12 protein-coding genes are annotated in these 19801 nt (G+C 37.0%); 6 read left to right on the forward strand and 6 right to left on the reverse strand.

Going from position 1 to position 19801, the window contains the following annotated elements; translation table 11 throughout:
- Positions 1–932 (reverse strand): RNA-guided endonuclease TnpB family protein (locus tag H6F47_RS21600; protein ID WP_190650925.1); only part of this gene is annotated, 932 nt, incomplete at its 3' end.
- A gap of 192 nt (positions 933–1124) precedes the next feature.
- Between H6F47_RS21600 and H6F47_RS21605 the strand changes: the two genes are divergently transcribed.
- A complete protein-coding gene (locus tag H6F47_RS21605) occupies positions 1125–6674 on the forward strand; it encodes a translocation/assembly module TamB (RefSeq protein ID WP_190650927.1) in 5550 nt (1849 codons plus the stop codon).
- Between the two features lie 120 nt (positions 6675–6794).
- On the opposite strand, the gene H6F47_RS21610 is transcribed toward H6F47_RS21605, so the two are convergent.
- The 3 genes from H6F47_RS21610 to H6F47_RS21620 all read right to left on the reverse strand — a co-directional run bounded on the left by H6F47_RS21610 (position 6795) and on the right by H6F47_RS21620 (position 11150).
- Positions 6795–7184 carry a hypothetical protein gene (locus H6F47_RS21610; protein ID WP_096565732.1) on the reverse strand — a complete coding sequence of 130 codons (390 nt, stop codon included), beginning with the start codon at positions 7182–7184 and terminating at the stop codon, positions 6795–6797.
- 229 nt (positions 7185–7413) lie between these two features.
- Positions 7414–8340 carry a sugar ABC transporter permease gene (locus H6F47_RS21615; RefSeq protein WP_096565733.1) on the reverse strand — a complete coding sequence of 309 codons (927 nt, stop codon included), beginning with the start codon at positions 8338–8340 and terminating at the stop codon, positions 7414–7416.
- A 1421-nt stretch (positions 8341–9761) separates the two neighbouring features.
- Positions 9762–11150, reverse strand: coding sequence for a UbiA family prenyltransferase (locus H6F47_RS21620; RefSeq protein WP_137667420.1), 1389 nt, complete (start codon positions 11148–11150; stop codon positions 9762–9764).
- A gap of 261 nt (positions 11151–11411) precedes the next feature.
- On the opposite strand from H6F47_RS21620, the gene uvrA reads away from it, so the two are divergent.
- The 3 genes from uvrA to H6F47_RS21635 all read left to right on the forward strand — a co-directional run bounded on the left by uvrA (position 11412) and on the right by H6F47_RS21635 (position 15421).
- On the forward strand, positions 11412–14360 hold the full coding sequence (uvrA, locus tag H6F47_RS21625; RefSeq protein ID WP_190650930.1) for an excinuclease ABC subunit UvrA: 2949 nt from the start codon (positions 11412–11414) through the stop codon (positions 14358–14360).
- A 121-nt stretch (positions 14361–14481) separates the two neighbouring features.
- Entirely contained in the window at positions 14482–15036 is a 555-nt protein-coding gene (locus H6F47_RS21630) for a Uma2 family endonuclease (protein ID WP_190348128.1), read from the forward strand.
- A gap of 145 nt (positions 15037–15181) precedes the next feature.
- On the forward strand, positions 15182–15421 hold the full coding sequence (locus tag H6F47_RS21635; RefSeq protein WP_199291252.1) for a hypothetical protein: 240 nt from the start codon (positions 15182–15184) through the stop codon (positions 15419–15421).
- A gap of 267 nt (positions 15422–15688) precedes the next feature.
- Here H6F47_RS21635 and H6F47_RS21640 read toward each other — a convergent pair whose 3' ends face one another.
- On the reverse strand, positions 15689–17185 hold the full coding sequence (locus H6F47_RS21640) for a hypothetical protein (protein ID WP_190650929.1): 1497 nt from the start codon (positions 17183–17185) through the stop codon (positions 15689–15691).
- A 209-nt stretch (positions 17186–17394) separates the two neighbouring features.
- Positions 17395–17814, reverse strand: coding sequence for a DUF2358 domain-containing protein (locus H6F47_RS21645; RefSeq protein ID WP_190348131.1), 420 nt, complete (start codon positions 17812–17814; stop codon positions 17395–17397).
- A 244-nt stretch (positions 17815–18058) separates the two neighbouring features.
- Between H6F47_RS21645 and H6F47_RS21650 the strand changes: the two genes are divergently transcribed.
- Positions 18059–18919 carry an alpha/beta hydrolase gene (locus tag H6F47_RS21650; RefSeq protein ID WP_190348132.1) on the forward strand — a complete coding sequence of 287 codons (861 nt, stop codon included), beginning with the start codon at positions 18059–18061 and terminating at the stop codon, positions 18917–18919.
- A 305-nt stretch (positions 18920–19224) separates the two neighbouring features.
- Positions 19225–19698: a pentapeptide repeat-containing protein gene (locus H6F47_RS21655; protein WP_137668882.1), complete on the forward strand. Its 474-nt coding sequence runs from the start codon at positions 19225–19227 to the stop codon at positions 19696–19698.
- Positions 19699–19801 lie beyond the last annotated feature (103 nt).

Genomic DNA, 19801 nt, shown 5'->3' on the forward strand with positions numbered 1-19801 from the left:
ACAATTACTAACTTACTACCATACAGTTGTGTTTTATATTCTAGCTGCCTTCTGAATTGATAAAAGCCCATATCAGCTATAGCTTTTGATAATTTCCCATTTGCTAACATCCCAGATACATTCAAATCTTCTATCCCTATCACCGCGTGGTTTTTGCTAATATAGGTAGTAATTTTGTGTAATGTATCTTTTCTGATGTTGGCTATTTTTTGGTGTAATCTTGCTATTTTGATTTGGGCTTTTCTATAATTATTTGAACCTACTTTTTTATGACGGTTCAAATATTGCATTCTTGCTAACTTTTTCTCATACTTTTTATAACTTTTTACTCCATTAAATATTTCTCCTGTTGATAATGTAGCTAAGTGATTGATTCCTAAATCAACTCCTACAAACTCTTGATTTTTCTGGGTTTGATTCGTTTCTATTTCTATTTTCCAAGAGATAAACCACTTGTCAGCTTGTTTACTGATGGTGACAGATTTCGGTTTATATGCTGTAGGGAGAATTTCATAAGTTTTTATCCAACCAATTACGGGTACTTTTACCTTTCTGTAGTCAATTTTTATGACACCATCTAAGGTAAAAGAATCATGTTTACCCTTTTTCTTAAACTTAGGAAACCCTTTACTTTTTTTGAAGAAAGATTTAAAAGCATCTGACAAATATCTTAATGCGTATTGAGGGGCGCATTTAGACACTTCATAATACCAAGGATGGGTAGATTTAATGGCTGCTACTAACCATTTGTGTAAATCTATGGCTGTGGGAAATTTGATTTTTTCTTCTGGTTGCAGTTTGTTATGTAATAATACCTGTTGACAAAGTGCTAAACCTTGATTCCAAGCGTGTCTGGCTACTCCTGCGTGTTGCGCCAGTAGTAGTCGTTGTTGCTTGTTAACTTTGAGTTGGGTTTTGAATCCTAGTAGCATACAGTGATTTTACTGTAATTCTGTCACAAAGCAAAAGATGACAGGAAATTTTCAGTAAATGTGAGTATTTGTTAGTATTGGTTAAGAAAACAGTAACTAGCTACTAACCCTACCAGTGGCACAGCTAAATATTGTGCTAATTATAAGAGGATGTTTGACCACTAACTCCGGCAATTTCCATAGTGCAAACCCATGTCTAACACTTCCAAAAAAGATCAAGAAACCCCAACCGCAAGCCGCAAACGCTTATGGTTGATCATATTGAGTCGTGGTAGCATGGCGTTAGGCGCATTTTTGCTAATTGTAATCATCGGTGGTATTTGGCGTTTAAGAAATTTTATCCAAACAGAGTTAGCACCCCTAGCACAACAAAATCTTACCAATATCCTCAACCGTCCAGTTGAATTGGGAGAAGTAAAAGAATTTTCCCTCACAGGAGTTAGGTTTGCTGCTTCAGCTATCCCCCCCACACCCACGGATACAGATCGGGTGACAATAGAAGCGGTAGATGTGGGTTTTGATCCTTGGCAGTTAGTTGTTAATCGTCAATTAAAATTAGATGTTACTTTAATTAACCCAGATATTTATATTCAACAGGATAATCAAGGACGCTGGATCACTACCACTATCGCCCCACTAGAAAAACCAGGACTTATTAAAACCGATGTAGATAAACTGCGCGTTCGCAACGCCAAGTTAATATTAGTAGGAAACCAGAAAACCCAGGCAACAGGGAAAGCAGAAGCAGCAGAGAAACAAAGGAAAAATATCAATTTCCCAGTCCCCAGTTCCCAGTCCCCAATACCTGTAACATTTTCAGGACTATACGGAACTGCCCAACTGATAGAAAATAACCGACTGATTAAATTTGACGTAGCCGGAAAACCAGAGAACGGTGGTAATATTTTCCTGCAAGGAAATCTCCGCGACCAGGCAAATTTAGAAGGTAATTTAAAGGTAAAAACGCAAGATTTATTAGCCACAGATATTACTCGTTTGATTCAATTACCAATAAATTTACAAGCTGGTCGGGTAAATGGTGATTTACAAATTCAATTAATACCAAATCAACAAACTTTATTAGATGGTACTGCTGCTTTACAAGGGGTAACTCTACAAATTCCCCAAGTCCCACAACTATTAAGCAATACTCAGGGAAATGTCAAGTTTCAAGGATTAGCTATAGAGTTAGATAATGTAGTTAGTAATTATGGGAAAATTCCCCTTACTGCTAAAGGTTTGATTGACCGAGAAAAAGGCTTTAATTTATCAGGGCGTGTCAATGCTGTAAGTGTGTCAAATGCCCTAGAAACTCTCGAAATTAAATCACCTTTCCCTGTGAGTGGGGTAGTAAAAGCCGATTTACAGATATTAGGAAATATTGAAGAACCTGTGCTTTCAGGAACTGTGGCTAATATCAAAACTGCCAAAATTGATCAAGTTGATTTTGAGAAAGTTAGTAGTAAATTTGAGCTTTCAACTCGTGATGCTCTGCTGACTCTCAAAGATATTCAAGGCAAAACTACATTAGGGGGTGAAGTTAGCGGGGCGGGAAAAATTGCCCTGGGGAAAGTACCGCAAATCAATGTGAACTTAACTGCTAAAAATGTTCCAGGGGATGCGATCGCTAAACTTTATAATGATCATATTAACTCTACATTCAAAATTGGCACTGTCTCAGCTACAGCTAACCTCATTGGTACAGCTAACAATATTCAAACTTTTGTAAAATGGCAAGCTCCCCAAGCCACCTATGCTGCTACTGGTGAAACAATTATTAACTCAAATCGTACAGTTGATTTTCGTAATGTTGCTGTTAATATTGCTGGGAATATAATCCGGGTTTATGGTAATTATAATCCTCAAAGTTGGCAAGCTGTCGCTCAAGCTTCAGGTGTGAAATTAACACCATTTCTCAAAGAAGAACAATTAGAAAATATCTCTTTAAATAACGCAGCATTTAACGGTAAATTAATCATCTCAGGAAGTTCTGAAAACTTTAAAATTACTAATATTCGTCCAGAAGATGCCAAGATTAATATTGCTGGCGGTAAAATTGCCATTTCTCGTTTTCAGTTAGAAGATAAAAACTTTATTGCTGACTTGATAGCTCAAGATGTACGATTGGGAACAATCTTAAAACAATCTCCCCCCATTTTCAATAATCCCATCGCCGGGAAATTTACTATTGCAGGTAATACCGAAAATTTCAACTTCAATAATTTCGGTGCTATTGGTGAAGGCAGTTTAAAAGTTAATGATGGCACAATTACAGCTAAAAATATTCAAGTTAGTAATGGTCGCTACAAGGCGCAAGTTGCAGTAGAAAATGTACCTGTGCAGAGATTAGCAAATGTTCCACCTCAAATACAAGGTGCATTAGTTGGTGAGTTTAATGTTGCTGGTAATGTTGCATCTTTTCAACCTGAAACTATTCAAGCAAATGGTCAAGCAAAGTTAAATCTTGCCGGGGGAACAGTTACAGCGTCTAATATTCAACTTGCTCATGGTCGTTACCAAGCATTAGTTAATAGTTCTGGTGTACAATTAAAACGTTTAAATCAACAATTATCAGGTAAATTTGCAGGTCAGTTAAAAGTTGCTGGTATTATTGGGTCTGCGAAATTAGCTGATATTCGTGCTACTGGTCAAGTGCAATTTAGTCGAGGTATTCCGGGAATTAATTCTCCTTTAAATGCTGTAGTTTCTTGGAATGGTAAACAATTAACTATTCCCCAAGCAAGAACTCCAAATTTAAACGCCAGTGGTTATATTTTAGCCGATGCTAAACAAGTAGGTATACCAAAAATTACCCAATTAAACCTCAATGTTCAAACGCAAAATTATGACCTTAAACAATTGCCTTTGCAATTACCTAATGCGATCAATGTAGCTGGAAAAGCAGATTTTAAAGGACAAATTACCGGGAAAATCACAGCACCGAATGTTATTGGATCTTTGGGTTTGCAAAATTTGCAAGTGCAAAGCAAAATACAAAAGTTTGCCTTTGAACCATTATTAACTGGTAACATTAATTTAGTGCAAGGAAGGGGTTTAAGTTTAGATGTTGCTGGTAAAAGAGACAGACTAGCAGCTAAATTAAATGCCAATAATCAACCTAGCGCCTTTTTAGTACAGTGGCAACAAGCATCAGCTACAGGTCAATCTCAAGGCGAAAATTGGGCAGTTAAAGTTAATAATTTCCCCTTACAAGTGTTAAATTTAAACTTAAATTTAAACTTAAATTTAAACTTACCTAATAATCCGATTTTGGGACAAAGTGCATTAGCTGGTTTATTAACGGGAGATTTGCAAATAAATCAAAAAACATTAGCAACACGGGGAAATATTGCGATCGCCAAACCGCAACTTGGTAGAATTAAAGGCGATCGCTTCACCACCGAATTTCAATACAACAATAATTTATCCACCTTAACAAACAGCGAATTTATCAACGATCAAAGTCGCTACCTGTTTGACGCTAACCTCAAACAAACTCCTCAAGGTCCCCAAGTACAAGCCAAAATTAACATCAACCAAGGCAAAATTCAAGATTTACTCACCGTTGCCCAAATATTTGAAATTCAAGATTTACAAAGAGGTTTAACACCTCCCACCTACGGTACAGCAGCAGATTTAACCACCAACCCGCGAGGTTTACCAAATCAACCTTTATTTAATCAAATTCAACGTTTAGCAGAAATTGAAGCACTTCTAGTTGCGGAAGAACAAAAACGGCTAGAATCAAAACCAATACCATATTTAAAAGACTTAAAGGGAACTTTCAACGGAGAAATTGCCATCAACACCGCTACAAAAAACGGACCAACAGCACAATTTAACTTACAAGGACAAAACTTTACTTGGGGTAGAGAAACAGAACCTAATCGGTTTTATCGTGCCGACAAAGTCATTGCTGAAGGTAGTTTTGAAAAAGGTGTTTTGCGGTTACAACCTTTACGCATCGCAGCTAAAGATAGACTCATAGCCTTTACTGGTAATGTTGGTGGTGAAGAACAATCAGGAAAATTAACAGTCGAAAAATTCCCGATTCAACTATTAAATAACTTTGTCAAAATCCCCGTAGGAATTAGCGGTAATCTTAACATTGATGCTGCTATAGCTGGTAGTATAGCCAACCCCCAAGCTAGAGGACAATTAAAAATCACAGAAGGAACACTCAATCAAAAACCAATACAGTCAGCCAACGCAGGTTTTAGTTATGCTGATGGACGTTTGAAATTTGGCAGTCAAGTTATAGCAGTAGGAAACGAACCAGTTAACATTACTGGTGATATTCCCTATAAATTACCATTTGCATCAGTAACACCAGACAACAATCAAATTACCCTAGATGTCAAAGTCAAAGATGAAGGTTTAGGATTATTAAATCTGTTCACCGATCAAATAGCTTTTGAGAACGGTGAAGGAGAAGTAGATTTAGCTGTCAGAGGAACTAGACAACAACCATTAGTTAAAGGTACTGCCTCTCTTAATAACGCCACATTTGCAGCCCAAGCTTTACAAGGTAAACTAAATAATGTGTCTGGAAAAGCCGAATTTGATTTTAATAAAGTATTAGTAGAAAACCTCAAAGGGCAGTTTAGCAATGGTAAAATAGAAGCCACAGGAGAAATACCAATTTTCAACAGTCAAAACATCCAAATAGATAAACCCTTGAGTGTGAAACTAGAACAATTAGTATTAAATCTCAAGGGATTATATCAAGGTGGTGCAAGTGGTAATTTAGAAATTACAGGTTCAGTATTACAACCAGCAATTGGTGGTGAGATAGAATTATCTAATGGTCAAATTTTACTAACAGAATCTGATACACAAACCTTATCTCAAACAGGTTCTGATTTATCAATCATCGCCGCTAACAAGCAAAACAAAACTAGTGATCTTGAAAGCGGAATAACCAGATTAAATAATTTGCAAATCAAGCTAGGAAAAAGTGTAGAAATAGCTCGTCCACCTGTTTTTAACTTCCTAGCAACTGGTGATTTAAATGTAAGTGGTACTTTAAATAATCCTATACCCGCAGGAACTATCAGATTAACCAAAGGTGGCGTAAATTTATTTACTACCCAATTCAATTTAGCTCGTAACTATAAACATACTGCAACTTTTAAAACTTCTGATCCTCGTGATCCTGAGTTAGATATTAAACTGTTTGCTAAAGTGTTAGATGGAATCCAAACAATTGATCTCAGCAGACAAGTTTCTACAGGGTTATCAGAATTAGAAACCGTCCGCGTCGAAGCAATAGTTAAAGGTCTTGCTAGTCAACTAAATGAGAATTTAGAATTAAAAAGTAGTCCCTCACGTTCACAAACAGAAATTGTCACTTTGTTAGGAGGTGGGTTTGTAGACACCCAAGGACGTGGTGACACAACATTGGGTTTAATTAATATTGCTGGTTCGGCTGTTTTCAATAACTTTCAAGCTGCATTTAGCCAAATTGGAGATGCTTTTGGTTTAAGTGAACTGCGGATATTTCCTACCATTCTTTCTGATAAACCCGAAGCAGGTAAAAGCAACTCGACTATAGAATTAGCATTAGAAGCAGGTGTGGATATTTCTAGCAAATTTTCCTTTTCTACGATCAAAATTTTAACCGCTAGTGACCCCTTTCAATGGGGTATTAATTACAGAATTAATGATGATTTTCGTGTTCGTGCTTCCACAAATTTAACTGATGATAGTCGGGCAATTATTGAGTTTGAAAGAAGATTTTAACTGGGGACTGGGGACTGGGGACTAGGGACTAGGGACTAGGGACTAGGTAATCATTTTATTTTTCCCAATTACCAATTACCAATTACCAATTACCAATTACCAATTACCAAATAAATGATATTATTTTTTCTCAGCACAACCTTCTAAAACCCTATTTCCTAACATCAAAATAGCTGAATACGGGTATTTTTGATCTGACATCCCATCACTACAAGTATTAACTTTTCGCAGAATTAACATATTGTTTTCCCGACCTCTAAAGCGGTATACTCTAACTAAATCATTTGGTCTTCCTTGGGCTGTTAATGGTGCTGTATAACGGAAGATTTGCTGTTTAATTTCTGGAGAACTATAAATAATTCCCCGTTTACCAACAGTCACACTCCAAAATGGTTCTGTACCCCTAGCAACAAATTCTTCAATTTTAGATGATTGGGCAATACTCTGATTAGACACTAACACTGTTGCACCAATTCCTAAAACGACTAAAGAAGAAATTAAGGTTTTCATGGTTAGTAATTAATATTGATGTTTGAGTCTGACAAGTAAGAATACAGAACGCAAAACGCAGAATCCAGAATACAGCCAGAAAATTCCAGTAAATAATACCATAGAGGGAAGAGAGTTTTTCTGTTTACTATTGATGTTAGTGACAGAATTCCTGTAACTTTAGGTCAAGTTCGTTCTTGGTCTGTGCCGAAATAATTAAGGTTTGCTGAAAATTTTCAGCAACCCCTAATTACACACCCAAATTACCATCTTGCTGATTAATTGCTAATCGCAAAAGTGATAATCCTAAAATGATTAAAAATAACACCAAGCCCATTGTACAAGCATAGGTAAATTCTAAATTACTAAATGCCTGTTCATATAAATAGTAAACAATTGTTTTAGAACTATTCAGGGGTCCGCCTCCTGTCATAATATAAACTTCTTCAAAGACTTTAGTGGCAGAAATCGCCGAAATTACCGCTACTAAAGCTAAATAAGGCTGCATTAAAGGAATGGTAATATCTAAATGTTTGCGAATACCATCTGAACCATCAATTGCTGCTGCTTCATAAACATCAGCAGGAATAGATTGCAATCCCGCTAAATAAATTACCATGTAATATCCTAATCCTTTCCAAATAGTTACAGCCATTACACTAGCTAAAGAAATGGGGACAATTCCTAATATTTTCTCTGGACTTGTTAACCAAGGAATTCCTTCGGGAAATATACCTAAAGTTTTCAAGAATTGATTTAATAAACCGTTTTCTGCATACAACCATTTCCAAGCTATACCTGCAACAACCATTGAAATGACTACAGGTGTATAATATGCAGTTCTAAACCAATTCATACCCCGCAATTTTTGATTTACTAAAATCGCTAAAATCAAGGGAGTAATTACCAAAATTGGCACAACTCCAACAAGATAGAGAAAGGTGTTTTCTAAGGTTTTCCAAAAAACAACATCTTTCCATAAACGCAGAAAGTTGTCAAAACCGATAAATTTAGGCGCTTCTCCAATATCTTGATAGCTGGTAAAGCTGAGGTAAAATGCTTGCAGCGCAGGCCAAAAAACAGTTAAGCTTAATAAAACTAAAGCTGGTAATAAAAATAGATAAGGTGTTAGTCTCTGTTGAATAATTATCCAGTTTTTAGGTGTTAATTTATTCATCATATATTAATCAGGGAACAGTTTACAGTCAACTGTTAACAGTGAACATTGAAAACGGCTAACTGTCAACTGATAGCTGGTAAATGATAGCTGATAGCTGATATTAAGAAGTAATAAGTTAATTATGAAGATTGAATAAATGGACTATGATTCTAATACAAACTGGTGTGCCACTGAAACTGTTAGAAAAACTGTTGTTTTTTTGGTAGTAAAATTTTAGTGGTACTGATAACGTAACTAACAAAAAGTTTCTTAAAGATCAAGAACCTTGGATTTTGTTACTGTTATCTACACTTTGTTTATAACACGTACACAACTGATGGAATCTATGCGCCAGATTTTAATCCGCTTTCCCTGGCGCTTTTTCATAGCTGTAAATCAGGGAATAGGGAATAGGGAACAGGGAACAGGGAACAGGGAAGAAATTTATTTTTAATATCCTGACTCCTGACTCCTGACTCCTGACTCCTGACTTCTTACAAAAAATCACCTCCAGCGAAGGTCAGTCACCAGAGGATAGAATCAAAGACATTGGAATGTGGACTAGTCTTGATATCAATTTATCTCGCTCACAAATCTATGCACTCTATCGAAAGGAAAGGGTTTTGATTTATGCTTTCTACGTCGAATGAAGTATGATGATGATAATTTAGAAGTTAGGAGTGCAGTTTTGTGGTCAATTTTCAATAGTGGTGGAAACTGATACCAAAAAAAAGACCCCCGGTTATACACCGAGGGATTCTGCAAGTCGGAATTATCGCACAAAGACATTCGCGCATCTAGGATAGCAATGCAACACTGCAAATATCTGCCAAAATGCCATAAATATATAGAGATCCGATTTGATCATACCTCTGGTGAAAATTATCGTAGGTAAAATTCATGAATTGTCCCTACAAAGGTTTGGTGCTTATGCAAATTTAATTAGGGTTTGCTGAATAAACCTAAAACCTTGATATATCAAAGGTTAGAGGCTGATAAACAAAAAAAAAGTGCAAGGGTTTTGAAGGGTATACCGGAAAAAGTGTGCATTTTTTGGGATTTCAAGAGATGGCAAAGAAATTTTCAAATCTCCTCCTGACTCCTGACTCCTGTACGGGCGAAGCATTCGGAAAATAGCCTTTTCATAAAATTGATAATTTGTCGTCCGAATGCTTCGCCCCTACGACTCCTGACTCCTGACTCCTGACTCCTGACTCCTATGCCCTCACGGAAAGACTTTCTCAGCAACCCCTAATTACCACCAGATGTCTATTGATGTCGGCGTACTGGTGTACTGATTTTTTTTTCAAAAATGGACAATTGACAATTGACAATTATCTTTCAGGAGAAAGTGAGAGAATTGGCTAATAGAAAATTTTTTCTTTTTTTTCTCCTGCAAATTTAAGGTTTTAAACCTTGAATTTGATAGTTGTCAATTATCAATTATCAATTATCAATTGTCTATACCAATGATGTATTGCTAACCACCCGACTGATAACAAACCTGCCAAACTCAAGGTTAAACCACTAAAGGGAATTAATAATGCAAATACTGGTAAAATTGCTCCAGCAATAGTACAAATAATGGCGGCTAAAGCAGCGTGACGATTTGCACCTAAACCATAGATGAAACCAAGTAAGATTAATGAAATCATTAACCAAGCTATTTCTGCATTCATTACCCGCGCCATATAGGTTAAAGTTAATAAGCAAGCAAAGAAAATACCCGCAGCGATCGCCAAATTTTTTAAACTCATGGGTAGGGACAAATATAAAAGCAATATCCACCACAAAAATAAGGCTGGTGCTAACAGTAATAACCGGGGTATAATCCCAGTTTTTCCTATTGGTTTGGTGGCAGTAAATACACCAAAGGGATTTCTTACAGAAACATTTTCATCAAATATCCAAGTAAATTGGGTACTGTCACCATCATTTTTAATTTCATGAGGAACTATCCCACTAGCAAAATCAGCATTTCTAAAATTAGCAATTGTTGTGAGGCGAAATTGAGAAAGTAATTGATTTGTGGCATTATAAACCCAACGGGGTCCACCTTGCGCTTGATAGCTAACTTTAATTGTGGTTTCTTGTCCTGGTTCTAAGCGAAAGGGAAAACCATAATCACCAGGGTTTATTTGTTTTAATCTTGTTCCATCTTTTTCTACTTTATAACTAGAAAGTAAGGAATAACCGTAGGGTGGTGGTGCTTCAAAGAAAAAACTATTAACATCACTTAGTGAATTGACAATTTTATAATCAGCAGTGTAATCTGTATTATAAATGGCACTGCGATTTTGCACGTTCACACTTTGGTCAATTTTAACTTGAATATTTGAACCTGCTAAGTTTAAATAGCGAGTAACTTTTTGTTTATCTGTCACCTTGACTATTTTGCCGTTAACTTGAGTAGTATAGCTATAAGGTTCTTCGATAATGTAACGCACTTGGGGCGCAATTTGTTCTAATTTATCACCTGCTACACTTTCCGCTACTTGTGCTACTTTTGCTTGTTCCCAATGATGGTAACGGTTGCTTAAAGTAGAAGTGAGGAAAAATCCCGTAACTACTAAAATTAAAATCAAGGCTAAATGTTGTAGTCCTTTGAGAAGTTGGGAATAACGAATTGACCATTCACCAAAGAAAACAGCTTGTTCGCTGGTGTTGCGTCTCAGAGAAAAACTGATGAGAGCGATCGCCACTCCCAAGGCTACAATTAAAAATACAAACAATAGTGAACCTTGAAGTAGTTGGGTACCAAACTTGATTAATTCATCAGGATGTGTTAAATCTGGTAGTCCGGGAATACCTTGAGCAATAGCAGACATGGGTAAGTATGTAGGTTTTCAGATATTTAAACAGCGTGACAGATATACTTTCCAAAAGTTTCTGCAAAAATACTAGGAAAATATTGTGAGGCTTTTTGGTTTATTCAGCATCCCCTAAATAGGTCGGCGTTAAAAATTGTCGTTATGGCAAAACAAAAGGATGCAAAGGACACAAAGGCAGAAACGAGGGAAAATCTCAAAGATCAGAAAATTACGTTATTATTAAGGACTGTTTCACTGTGTAACCTTCCCTCTGTCAATATGTCAGAACACCTAGCAACAAATTTGAGCGATCGCCTCCCCTATCCCCAAAACAACCAAAATACTATTCGCATTCGGGGCGCTAGGCAGCACAATCTCAAAAATATTGATTTGGAATTACCCCGCGATCAGTTAATTGTGTTTACTGGTGTTTCTGGTTCGGGTAAGTCTTCTTTGGCGTTTGATACGATTTTTGCAGAAGGTCAACGGCGTTATGTGGAATCTCTGAGCGCTTATGCTCGGCAATTTTTGGGTCAGTTGGATAAACCCGATGTGGAATCTATCGAGGGTTTAAGTCCTGCCATTTCCATTGACCAAAAATCAACTTCCCACAACCCCCGTTCTACAGTGGGAACTGTCACGGAAATTTATGATTATCTGCGGTTGCTTTATGGCCGTGCTGGTGAACCCCATTGTCCCCATTGCGATCGCTCTATTTCCCCCCAAACCATTGATGAGATGTGCGATCGCATCCTTGCACTTCCTGACCGCACCCGTTTTCAAATTCTTGCACCAGTCGTCAGAGGAAAAAAGGGAACTCACCGCAAACTAATTTCTAGTTTAGCCGCTCAAGGTTTTGTTCGGATCAGGGTCAATGGAGAGGTCTTGGAACTCTCAGATTCCATTGAATTGGATAAAAATATTACACATAATATAGAACTGGTTATTGACAGGCTCGTAAAAAAAGACGATATACAGGAGCGTCTAGTCGATTCTCTCACCACCTGCCTTAAGCAATCTAACGGAATAGCTATAATTCAAGTATTAAATGATACATCAGATAAGTCAGCGCAGGAGCGACAACATAGTAAGTATATAATAAATGGGGGGGAAAGTCAAGGTATTTCGGAACAAAAATTACCATCAGAAATGGTATTTTCAGAAAACTTTGCTTGTCCAGAACATGGTGCGGTAATGGAAGAATTATCACCACGTTTGTTTTCTTTTAATTCTCCCTATGGTGCTTGTTCTCACTGTCATGGAATTGGCACTTTAAGAAGGTTTTCTGAAGAATTGTTGATACCTAATCCCGAAGCACCGATTTATGCAGCGATCGCACCTTGGTCAGAAAAGGAAAATTCCTATTATTTAGAGCTATTATATACACTGGGTTTAGATTATGGATTTGAGTTACAAACTCAATGGAAGAATTTAACCAGGGAACAGCAACAAATTGTTTTACATGGAGAGGAAAAACGAACCACAGAGACACAGAGAAAGCAGAGTTTTAAAGGTGTAATTCCCATTTTGCAACGGCAATATGAGGGAGGAACAGAATTAGTTAAGCAGAAATTAGAAGAATATTTAATAGATCAACCTTGTGAAGTTTGTGGGGGGAAAAGATTAAAGCCGGAAGCTTTAGCTGTGAAATTAGGACAATATGGAATTTTAGATTTAACGAGTGTGTCAATTCGGGAATGTCGGGAAAGGGTAGAACATTTAAAATTAAGCCCCCGACAAATGCAAATTGCTGATTTAGTTTTACGGGAAGTTAAAGCTAGATTACAATTTTTATTAGATGTTGGTTTGGATTATTTAACCTTAGATCGTCCGGCAATGACATTATCAGGAGGAGAAGCACAAAGAATTAGATTAGCAACACAAATCGGTTCTGGTTTAACAGGTGTTCTGTATGTTTTGGATGAACCAAGTATCGGTTTGCATCAAAGAGATAACGGACGTTTGTTAAAAACTTTAACCAAATTACGAGACTTAGGAAACACATTAATAGTTGTCGAACACGATGAAGAAACTATTCGGGAAGCAGATCATATAGTTGATATTGGACCTGGTGCGGGTATTCATGGGGGAAATATTATTGCTCAGGGAAATATAGAAGACTTGTTAAATGCGGAAGCTTCTTTAACAGGTGCTTACCTATCAGGAAAAAGAGTAATTCATACCCCTGGAACAAGAAGAGAAGGGAACGGTAGAAGTTTAAGAATTAAAAACGCCCATCGTAACAACTTAAAAAACATAGATGTAGAAATTCCCTTAGGAAAACTGGTGGCTGTTACTGGAGTTTCTGGTTCAGGAAAATCAACTTTAATCAATGAATTACTTTATCCAGCTTTACAACATCATCTTTTAAAAAGAGTACCCTTACCAAAAGAAATAGAAGAAATTAAAGGATTAAACTGTGTAGATAAAGCCATAGTTATAGATCAATCACCCATAGGCAGAACACCCAGATCAAACCCTGCAACTTACACAGGAGTTTTTGATGTTATTAGAGAAGTATTTTCCCAAACCATCGAAGCCAAAACCAGAGGATATAAACCAGGACAATTTTCCTTCAATGTCAAAGGTGGCAGATGTGAAGCTTGTAGCGGACAAGGAGTAAACGTCATAGAAATGAACTTTTTACCAGACGTTTATGTACAATGCGAAGTTTGTAAAGGAGCAAGATATAACAGAGAAACCCTACAAGTTAAATACAAAGAAAAATCAATCTCTGACGTTTTAAACATGACAGTAGAAGAAGCATTAGCATTTTGTGAAAACATTCCCAAAGCAGTTAGCAAACTACAAACATTAGTAGATGTAGGATTAGGATATGTACAATTAGGACAACCAGCCACCACATTATCAGGAGGAGAAGCGCAAAGAGTCAAACTAGCAACAGAATTATCTCGACGTGCAACCGGGAAAACATTATATTTAATAGATGAACCAACAACCGGGTTGTCTTTTTACGACGTTCACAAATTATTAGATGTTTTGCAAAGATTGGTGGATAAAGGAAATTCGATTTTAGTCATTGAACATAATTTAGACGTTATCCGTTGTGCAGATTGGGTAATAGACTTAGGACCAGAAGGAGGAGACAAAGGAGGAGAAATTATTGTTGCGGGAACACCAGAAGAAGTTGCAAAAAATCAACGTTCCTACACAGGAAAATATCTGCAACAAGTATTAAAACAATATCCACCCCAAAACCCTCTTTAACGTCTCTTCCTTCGTGTCCTTTGCGTTCTTTGCGGTTCGTTTCTTAAATCTTCAATTCTCACGCAGAGACGCAGAGACGCAAAGGAAGAATATAATCATATATATATAAGGAGAAAACCCCATGCAGCTAACAATAAAAGATGTAGAAATACTGCAACAAAACCTATCCAAAGAACAAGAAGACTATCAAATAGAACTGCAAGAAGGAAACCTCCTAGTTATGGGACCATCAGATATTGAATCAAGTGAAATAGGTGCAGAATTGATCAGATTATTAGGTAACTGGATTAAACCCCGGAACTTAGGGAGAATATTTGACTCTAGCGGTGGTTTTATTATGCCAAACACCGACCTCCGCGCACCCGATGTTTCCTTTGTTGTTGCTTCCAGATTAAAACGCACAGTTAGAGACTTTGGAAACCTAGTTCCTGATTTGGTGGTAGAAATTAAATCAAAAACTGATAGAATCGGAAAATTAGAAGATAAAGTTAAACTCTTTTTAGAACAAGGTGCAAAAATCGGCATATTAATTAATCCTGATGAAAGAACCGTAAGCGTATATCGTCCCAACGGAGAAATTGAAACATTAACAGGAGATGATAAATTAACCATTCCCGAATTACTTCCTGGTTGGGAAATAAACATCTCAGAAATTTGGCCACCTGTATTTGAATAAATTAAAAACCCTCTTTAACTTCTCTTCCTTCGTGTCCTTCGCTTCTTCGTGGTTCGTTTCAAAAAAATCTTCAATTCTCACGCAAAGACGCAAAGAAGAGAAAGAAAGGTTATAATATCGAAATATTAAAGGAGAAAGATTAATAATGCAAACCATAAAACTAGAATCTCACATTGGTAATGATGGAATTTTACACATACCCTTACCAGAAATCAAAGATGCTGATGTAGAAGTAATTATAGTTTATCAACAAGTTCAAAAACCGCAAAAACGTCAATGGTCTTCAGAATTTTTGAGTACATTTGGAGCGTGGGAAGGAGAAGCATTAGAAAGAGCGCCCCAAGAAGAACAATCTGAAAGAGAACCATACGCATTCCCGAATTAAAATTAGAAGACTGGGAAAATGTCTAATTCCTAATATCCTGGATTTAAGAATTTACAGGATGTAAACATCAACAAAAATTCTTCCTCTCTTCCTCTCTTCCTCTCTTCCTCTCTTCCTTCGTGTCCTTCGCTTCTTCGTGGTTCGTTTCTTAAAAATCTTCAATCCTCACGCAAAGACGCAAAGACGCAAAGAAAGAAAGAGAAATTATCATATTCAGTCACCAAGTCAGCGATCGCACTTCTGAGAATTGGTTAAAAAATTCAGGACTTAAACTACCTGATAATTAAACCTTTTACGAATAGCTGCTATTACTTGAGCTTCTTCAGGTGTGATTACTTCATCTAAATTAGCAATTTTTTCACATTGTGCTAGTAACGCAACTGCAAAATCACTATTAAGTTGCTCAAGCAACTGTGCTAACGGTGGTGGTGATTTAATATGAGCAGCAATTTCATCCAAAGAAGCAGGACTCAGATTAGCTGCTTTTAACTCTGGTAAAATATTTTCCCAAGATTTATCAGGATTACCAGCTAACACAATATGAACCAATATTTGATCCATAATCTTGGTTTGAGAAATAGCAACTTCTAAATATTTTTCGCTCTCTTCTTGAGCATCTATCAAACTTGCTTCTAAAGTTAATGGATTTTTTTTTGCTTCATAAAATTGACAAGCAGCATAACCTAATCCATAAATCATCACAGCATTGGAACTAGCACCAATCACTGCACCAGCAACTGGCATATTTCGCAATAAACCTAAACCTGCTTGAATTGCAGTTTTTCCTCCTAAGCCTAAACCAAAAATAGCTGCTACTTCACCTTTACGTTCTGAATCTTGTAAATCCATTCCATAAGCAGCAGCAATTTGATAAACTAATTCCGCCGATAATGCAGCCGTCGCTAGGTAATCTACGGCAAACATGGCCGCAGCTTGTCCCGGTGCAAGACTACTAACAAGACCACTTGTTCCAGCAAAAACTGACTTTTCCAACATTAAACGATGGGCAATTTCTGGAGGTTTTTCATTGGGATACTCTTGTTGTAATTTTCTTACAGCAGCTTCAGCTTTAACTACATCTACTTGATCAATTAAAGGATTTAACCAATCTTGATTTAATGATTTGATTGCTTTTTGTAAATCAGGATTATTACCAACAATTGCTAATGCTTGTCCTACAACTTGGGTTGCTTGCATGGCAGCACCAGCAACAGCACCACCAAGACCTATAGCTGCACCACCAACGCCCATCGCAGCACCACCAACTGCTTCTGCTGTTCCGGCGATCGCACCACCGAGACCCATAGCTGCACCACCAACTGCTTCTGCTGTTCCGGCGATCGCACCACCGAGACCCATAGCTGCACCACCAACCGCTGCTGCTGTTCCGGCGATCGCACCAAAAAAGGAATTAAAAAAAGATGGTTGTTGTGTAGATAATTGACTTTCTGTTTTCTGTTCTGGCAATGTATAATTTAACTCTAATTCTTCCTGCCAATCTGGAAAATCTTCTCCTGTTTCTCGTGCATATATTTTTACTTTCTTCACAGAGTCAATAGATAAATTCAGCAAGTTATCACGAATACAAGGAATGATTGACTCTTTTTCTGGAACTTCTGCTGATTCTAGCATTATCTGGAGACAGTCCTGTTTAAGAGTTGTTTTGACAGTAATACTAGGTGATTGCAACCACTCATTAACAAGATTATTAATCGCGTTGATATCCCCTGCCTTGGCAAGTTCGCTATTATTAGACTGGTTCATAAATTTATAAGTGAAAACACCTTATATACAGAAATCGTATTTTACTTATAAATACCCGTCAATAGGCTTTAACTGAAAGTAATCAAAGTTAACAGTATTTAATTTTAATTAATCAATGGTAAAAATAATCCTGTCAATCCTTAAATCCTGGACATCCTGATATGGCTTACGCCACGCTTCGCTATCAGACAAATAAAATCCTTTTTATTTCAATAAACCCCTCTCTTAAAAAACTGCTGCAAAATCTCCCCCGGTCCCCGATCCCAAGTATCAATATGTTCAAAAATCAAACCCTGATCATTTAACTTATAAGTGGAATAACCATTAAAAAATAACCGCGCTTTCCAAGGAACACGCAACACACCCCGCACCGTCCACGTTGCTAAAATTGTACTTTCATCAGTTTGAGAAACATCATGTAAATCAAAAGCAAGTTCCGTAAAAAATAACTGTCCGTGAAAACGCAACGTCCAAAAAATAATCCGATAATTAAACTTACCCTTAAATTTATTCACCGGGTCACGAAAAAAGATATCCTCAGAATAAATATCATAAGAAATATCCTGCTCAAATAAGGTCGGTAAATCTTGCTTGAGAATCTCAATTGTTTGTTTTGTTTCTAATTTCATCACTGAAGTTATACCTTAAAAATCTTTCTTAAATGTTTTTCCAATCTTTACCGCTCAAAATTCCATCGCTGCCGCAATGTTTTTTCTTGACTTGAGAACCTGACTATCAGTTTTCGTTCACCAGACACCTCGTATTTTTACTCTACTCATTGACAACCTAACTTTTTATAGATGTTCTCACGAAAAATACTTTGTATAATTGCTCTTAATGAAAATTACAGAAGTTTTGAATCTATCAAATGTTATGTCTATCATCGAAAATTCCTGGACACACGCTTACATCACCACCAATGGCATCAAATTACATTATGTCACCCAAGGGGACGGACCGTTAATGTTAATGTTGCATGGTTTTCCAGAATTTTGGTACTCGTGGCGGCATCAAATACCCCCATTTTCTCAAGATTACCACGTTGTTGCTCTTGATTTGCGTGGTTATAACGATAGTGATAAACCTCAATCGCAGTCTGCTTATGTGATGGATGAATTTGTTAAAGACATAAAAGGAGTAATCAAAGGTTTAGGATATGAAAGTTGTATTTTAGTCGCTCATGATTGGGGTGGTGCGATCGCTTGGAATTTTGCCTACGCTCACCCTGACATGGTAGAAAAATTAATCATACTCAACCTCCCCCATCCCGCCAAATTTGCTCAAGGTTTAAGCACACCCCAACAATTATTACGTAGTTATTATATTTTCTTATTTCAACTGCCGTTGCTTCCTGAACTAATCCTGCAAGCTTCAGACTACGAAGCTATAGCCAAAGCTATTCAAGGTACAGCTTTTAATAAAAATGCCTTCACAAAAGCAGACATTGAAGCCTATAAAGACGCAGCCGCAAAACGAGGTGCAATGACAGCCATGTTGAACTATTACCGTAACATTTTTCAACAGGGTATCCTCCACAAACATTGGAGTATTCTGGAAGTTCCTACCCTGATGATTTGGGGAGAACATGACACCGCACTAGGTAAAGAACTTACCTATGGTACACAAGAATACGTCAGAAACTTACAAATCAAATATATTCCTAATTCTGGTCATTGGGTACAACAAGAACAGCCAGAATTAGTCATAGAGTATATGCGCGAATTTCTTGGCTAAAACCACCTATTTATTAATAGTAAACAATACTCATTTACTTCTACAACAAAACTATGCTCAATGATACAAGTTAAAAATATTTAACACAAAATTTAACATTAGCTTAACATTAGCAATTTTCCAAAATTCAGTATTTAGAAATAGCTAAGACCTAACCCCAGTCATAGTTATAGCATTACTCACCAACGGTTAAAACATCACATCTAATTTGTGAGATAAATCAACATTCTTGAGCCATTTAGTGAGATAATAAAGTTGTGAGGAAAATGAACGGGTACTATTATCTAAAAGGAAGGGGGAATATTATGAAACGCCAGCTATTAGCCGCTATAGCCTTAGCCGCTCCCCTGTTTTTTGTTAACTCAGTACAAGCAGGAAATACCCAAGACCTACAAAAACTTTTATCCACTGGGGAATGTCCTAAATGTCAACTCTCAGGAGTTAACCTCAGAGGCGCTCATTTAATTGGTGCAGACTTACGAGGAGCAAACCTCCGGGGTGCTAACTTACAAGAAGCCAACCTCGAAGGTGCAGACTTAACAGGGGCAAATTTAACAGGTGCAAATTTAACATCTGCTTTTGTTACTAATGTCAATTTAAAACAAGCGAATCTTAATAATGCAAATCTCACCAATGCGATTATTAATGATTCCAACGTCTATCAAGCATCAATGAATAATCTCACCATTACTGATGCAGAAATCTATAATACTGCCATTGGTGTAGGTGGAGAAAATGCAGAAATTCCTGATTGGGATGACGTTGTTAAGGGTAATTGAGTAGGGTTTGCTGAATAAACCTAAAACCTTGATATATCAAAGGTTAGAGGCTGATAAACACAGAAATTAGTGCAAGGGTTTTGAAGGGTATACCGGAAAAAGT

It is taken from the genome of Sphaerospermopsis sp. FACHB-1094, assembly GCF_014696195.1.
In the GTDB taxonomy this organism is placed as follows: Bacteria; Cyanobacteriota; Cyanobacteriia; order Cyanobacteriales; family Nostocaceae; genus Sphaerospermopsis; species Sphaerospermopsis kisseleviana.

Excerpts from the sequence above, each read along its gene's own strand:
- H6F47_RS21620 (WP_137667420.1), bottom strand. The coding sequence starts at position 11,150 with ATGTCTGCTATTGCTCAAGGTATTCCCGGACTACCAGATTTAACACAT.
- H6F47_RS21645 (WP_190348131.1), bottom strand. The coding sequence starts at position 17,814 with ATGAAATTAGAAACAAAACAAACAATTGAGATTCTCAAGCAAGATTTA.
- H6F47_RS21650 (WP_190348132.1), top strand. The coding sequence starts at position 18,059 with ATGTCTATCATCGAAAATTCCTGGACACACGCTTACATCACCACCAAT.
- H6F47_RS21630 (WP_190348128.1), top strand. The coding sequence starts at position 14,482 with ATGCAGCTAACAATAAAAGATGTAGAAATACTGCAACAAAACCTATCC.
- H6F47_RS21610 (WP_096565732.1), bottom strand. The coding sequence starts at position 7,184 with ATGAAAACCTTAATTTCTTCTTTAGTCGTTTTAGGAATTGGTGCAACA.
- H6F47_RS21640 (WP_190650929.1), bottom strand. The coding sequence starts at position 17,185 with ATGAACCAGTCTAATAATAGCGAACTTGCCAAGGCAGGGGATATCAAC.
- H6F47_RS21655 (WP_137668882.1), top strand. The coding sequence starts at position 19,225 with ATGAAACGCCAGCTATTAGCCGCTATAGCCTTAGCCGCTCCCCTGTTT.
- H6F47_RS21605 (WP_190650927.1), top strand. The coding sequence starts at position 1,125 with ATGTCTAACACTTCCAAAAAAGATCAAGAAACCCCAACCGCAAGCCGC.
- H6F47_RS21615 (WP_096565733.1), bottom strand. The coding sequence starts at position 8,340 with ATGAATAAATTAACACCTAAAAACTGGATAATTATTCAACAGAGACTA.
- H6F47_RS21635 (WP_199291252.1), top strand. The coding sequence starts at position 15,182 with ATGCAAACCATAAAACTAGAATCTCACATTGGTAATGATGGAATTTTA.
- uvrA (WP_190650930.1), top strand. The coding sequence starts at position 11,412 with ATGTCAGAACACCTAGCAACAAATTTGAGCGATCGCCTCCCCTATCCC.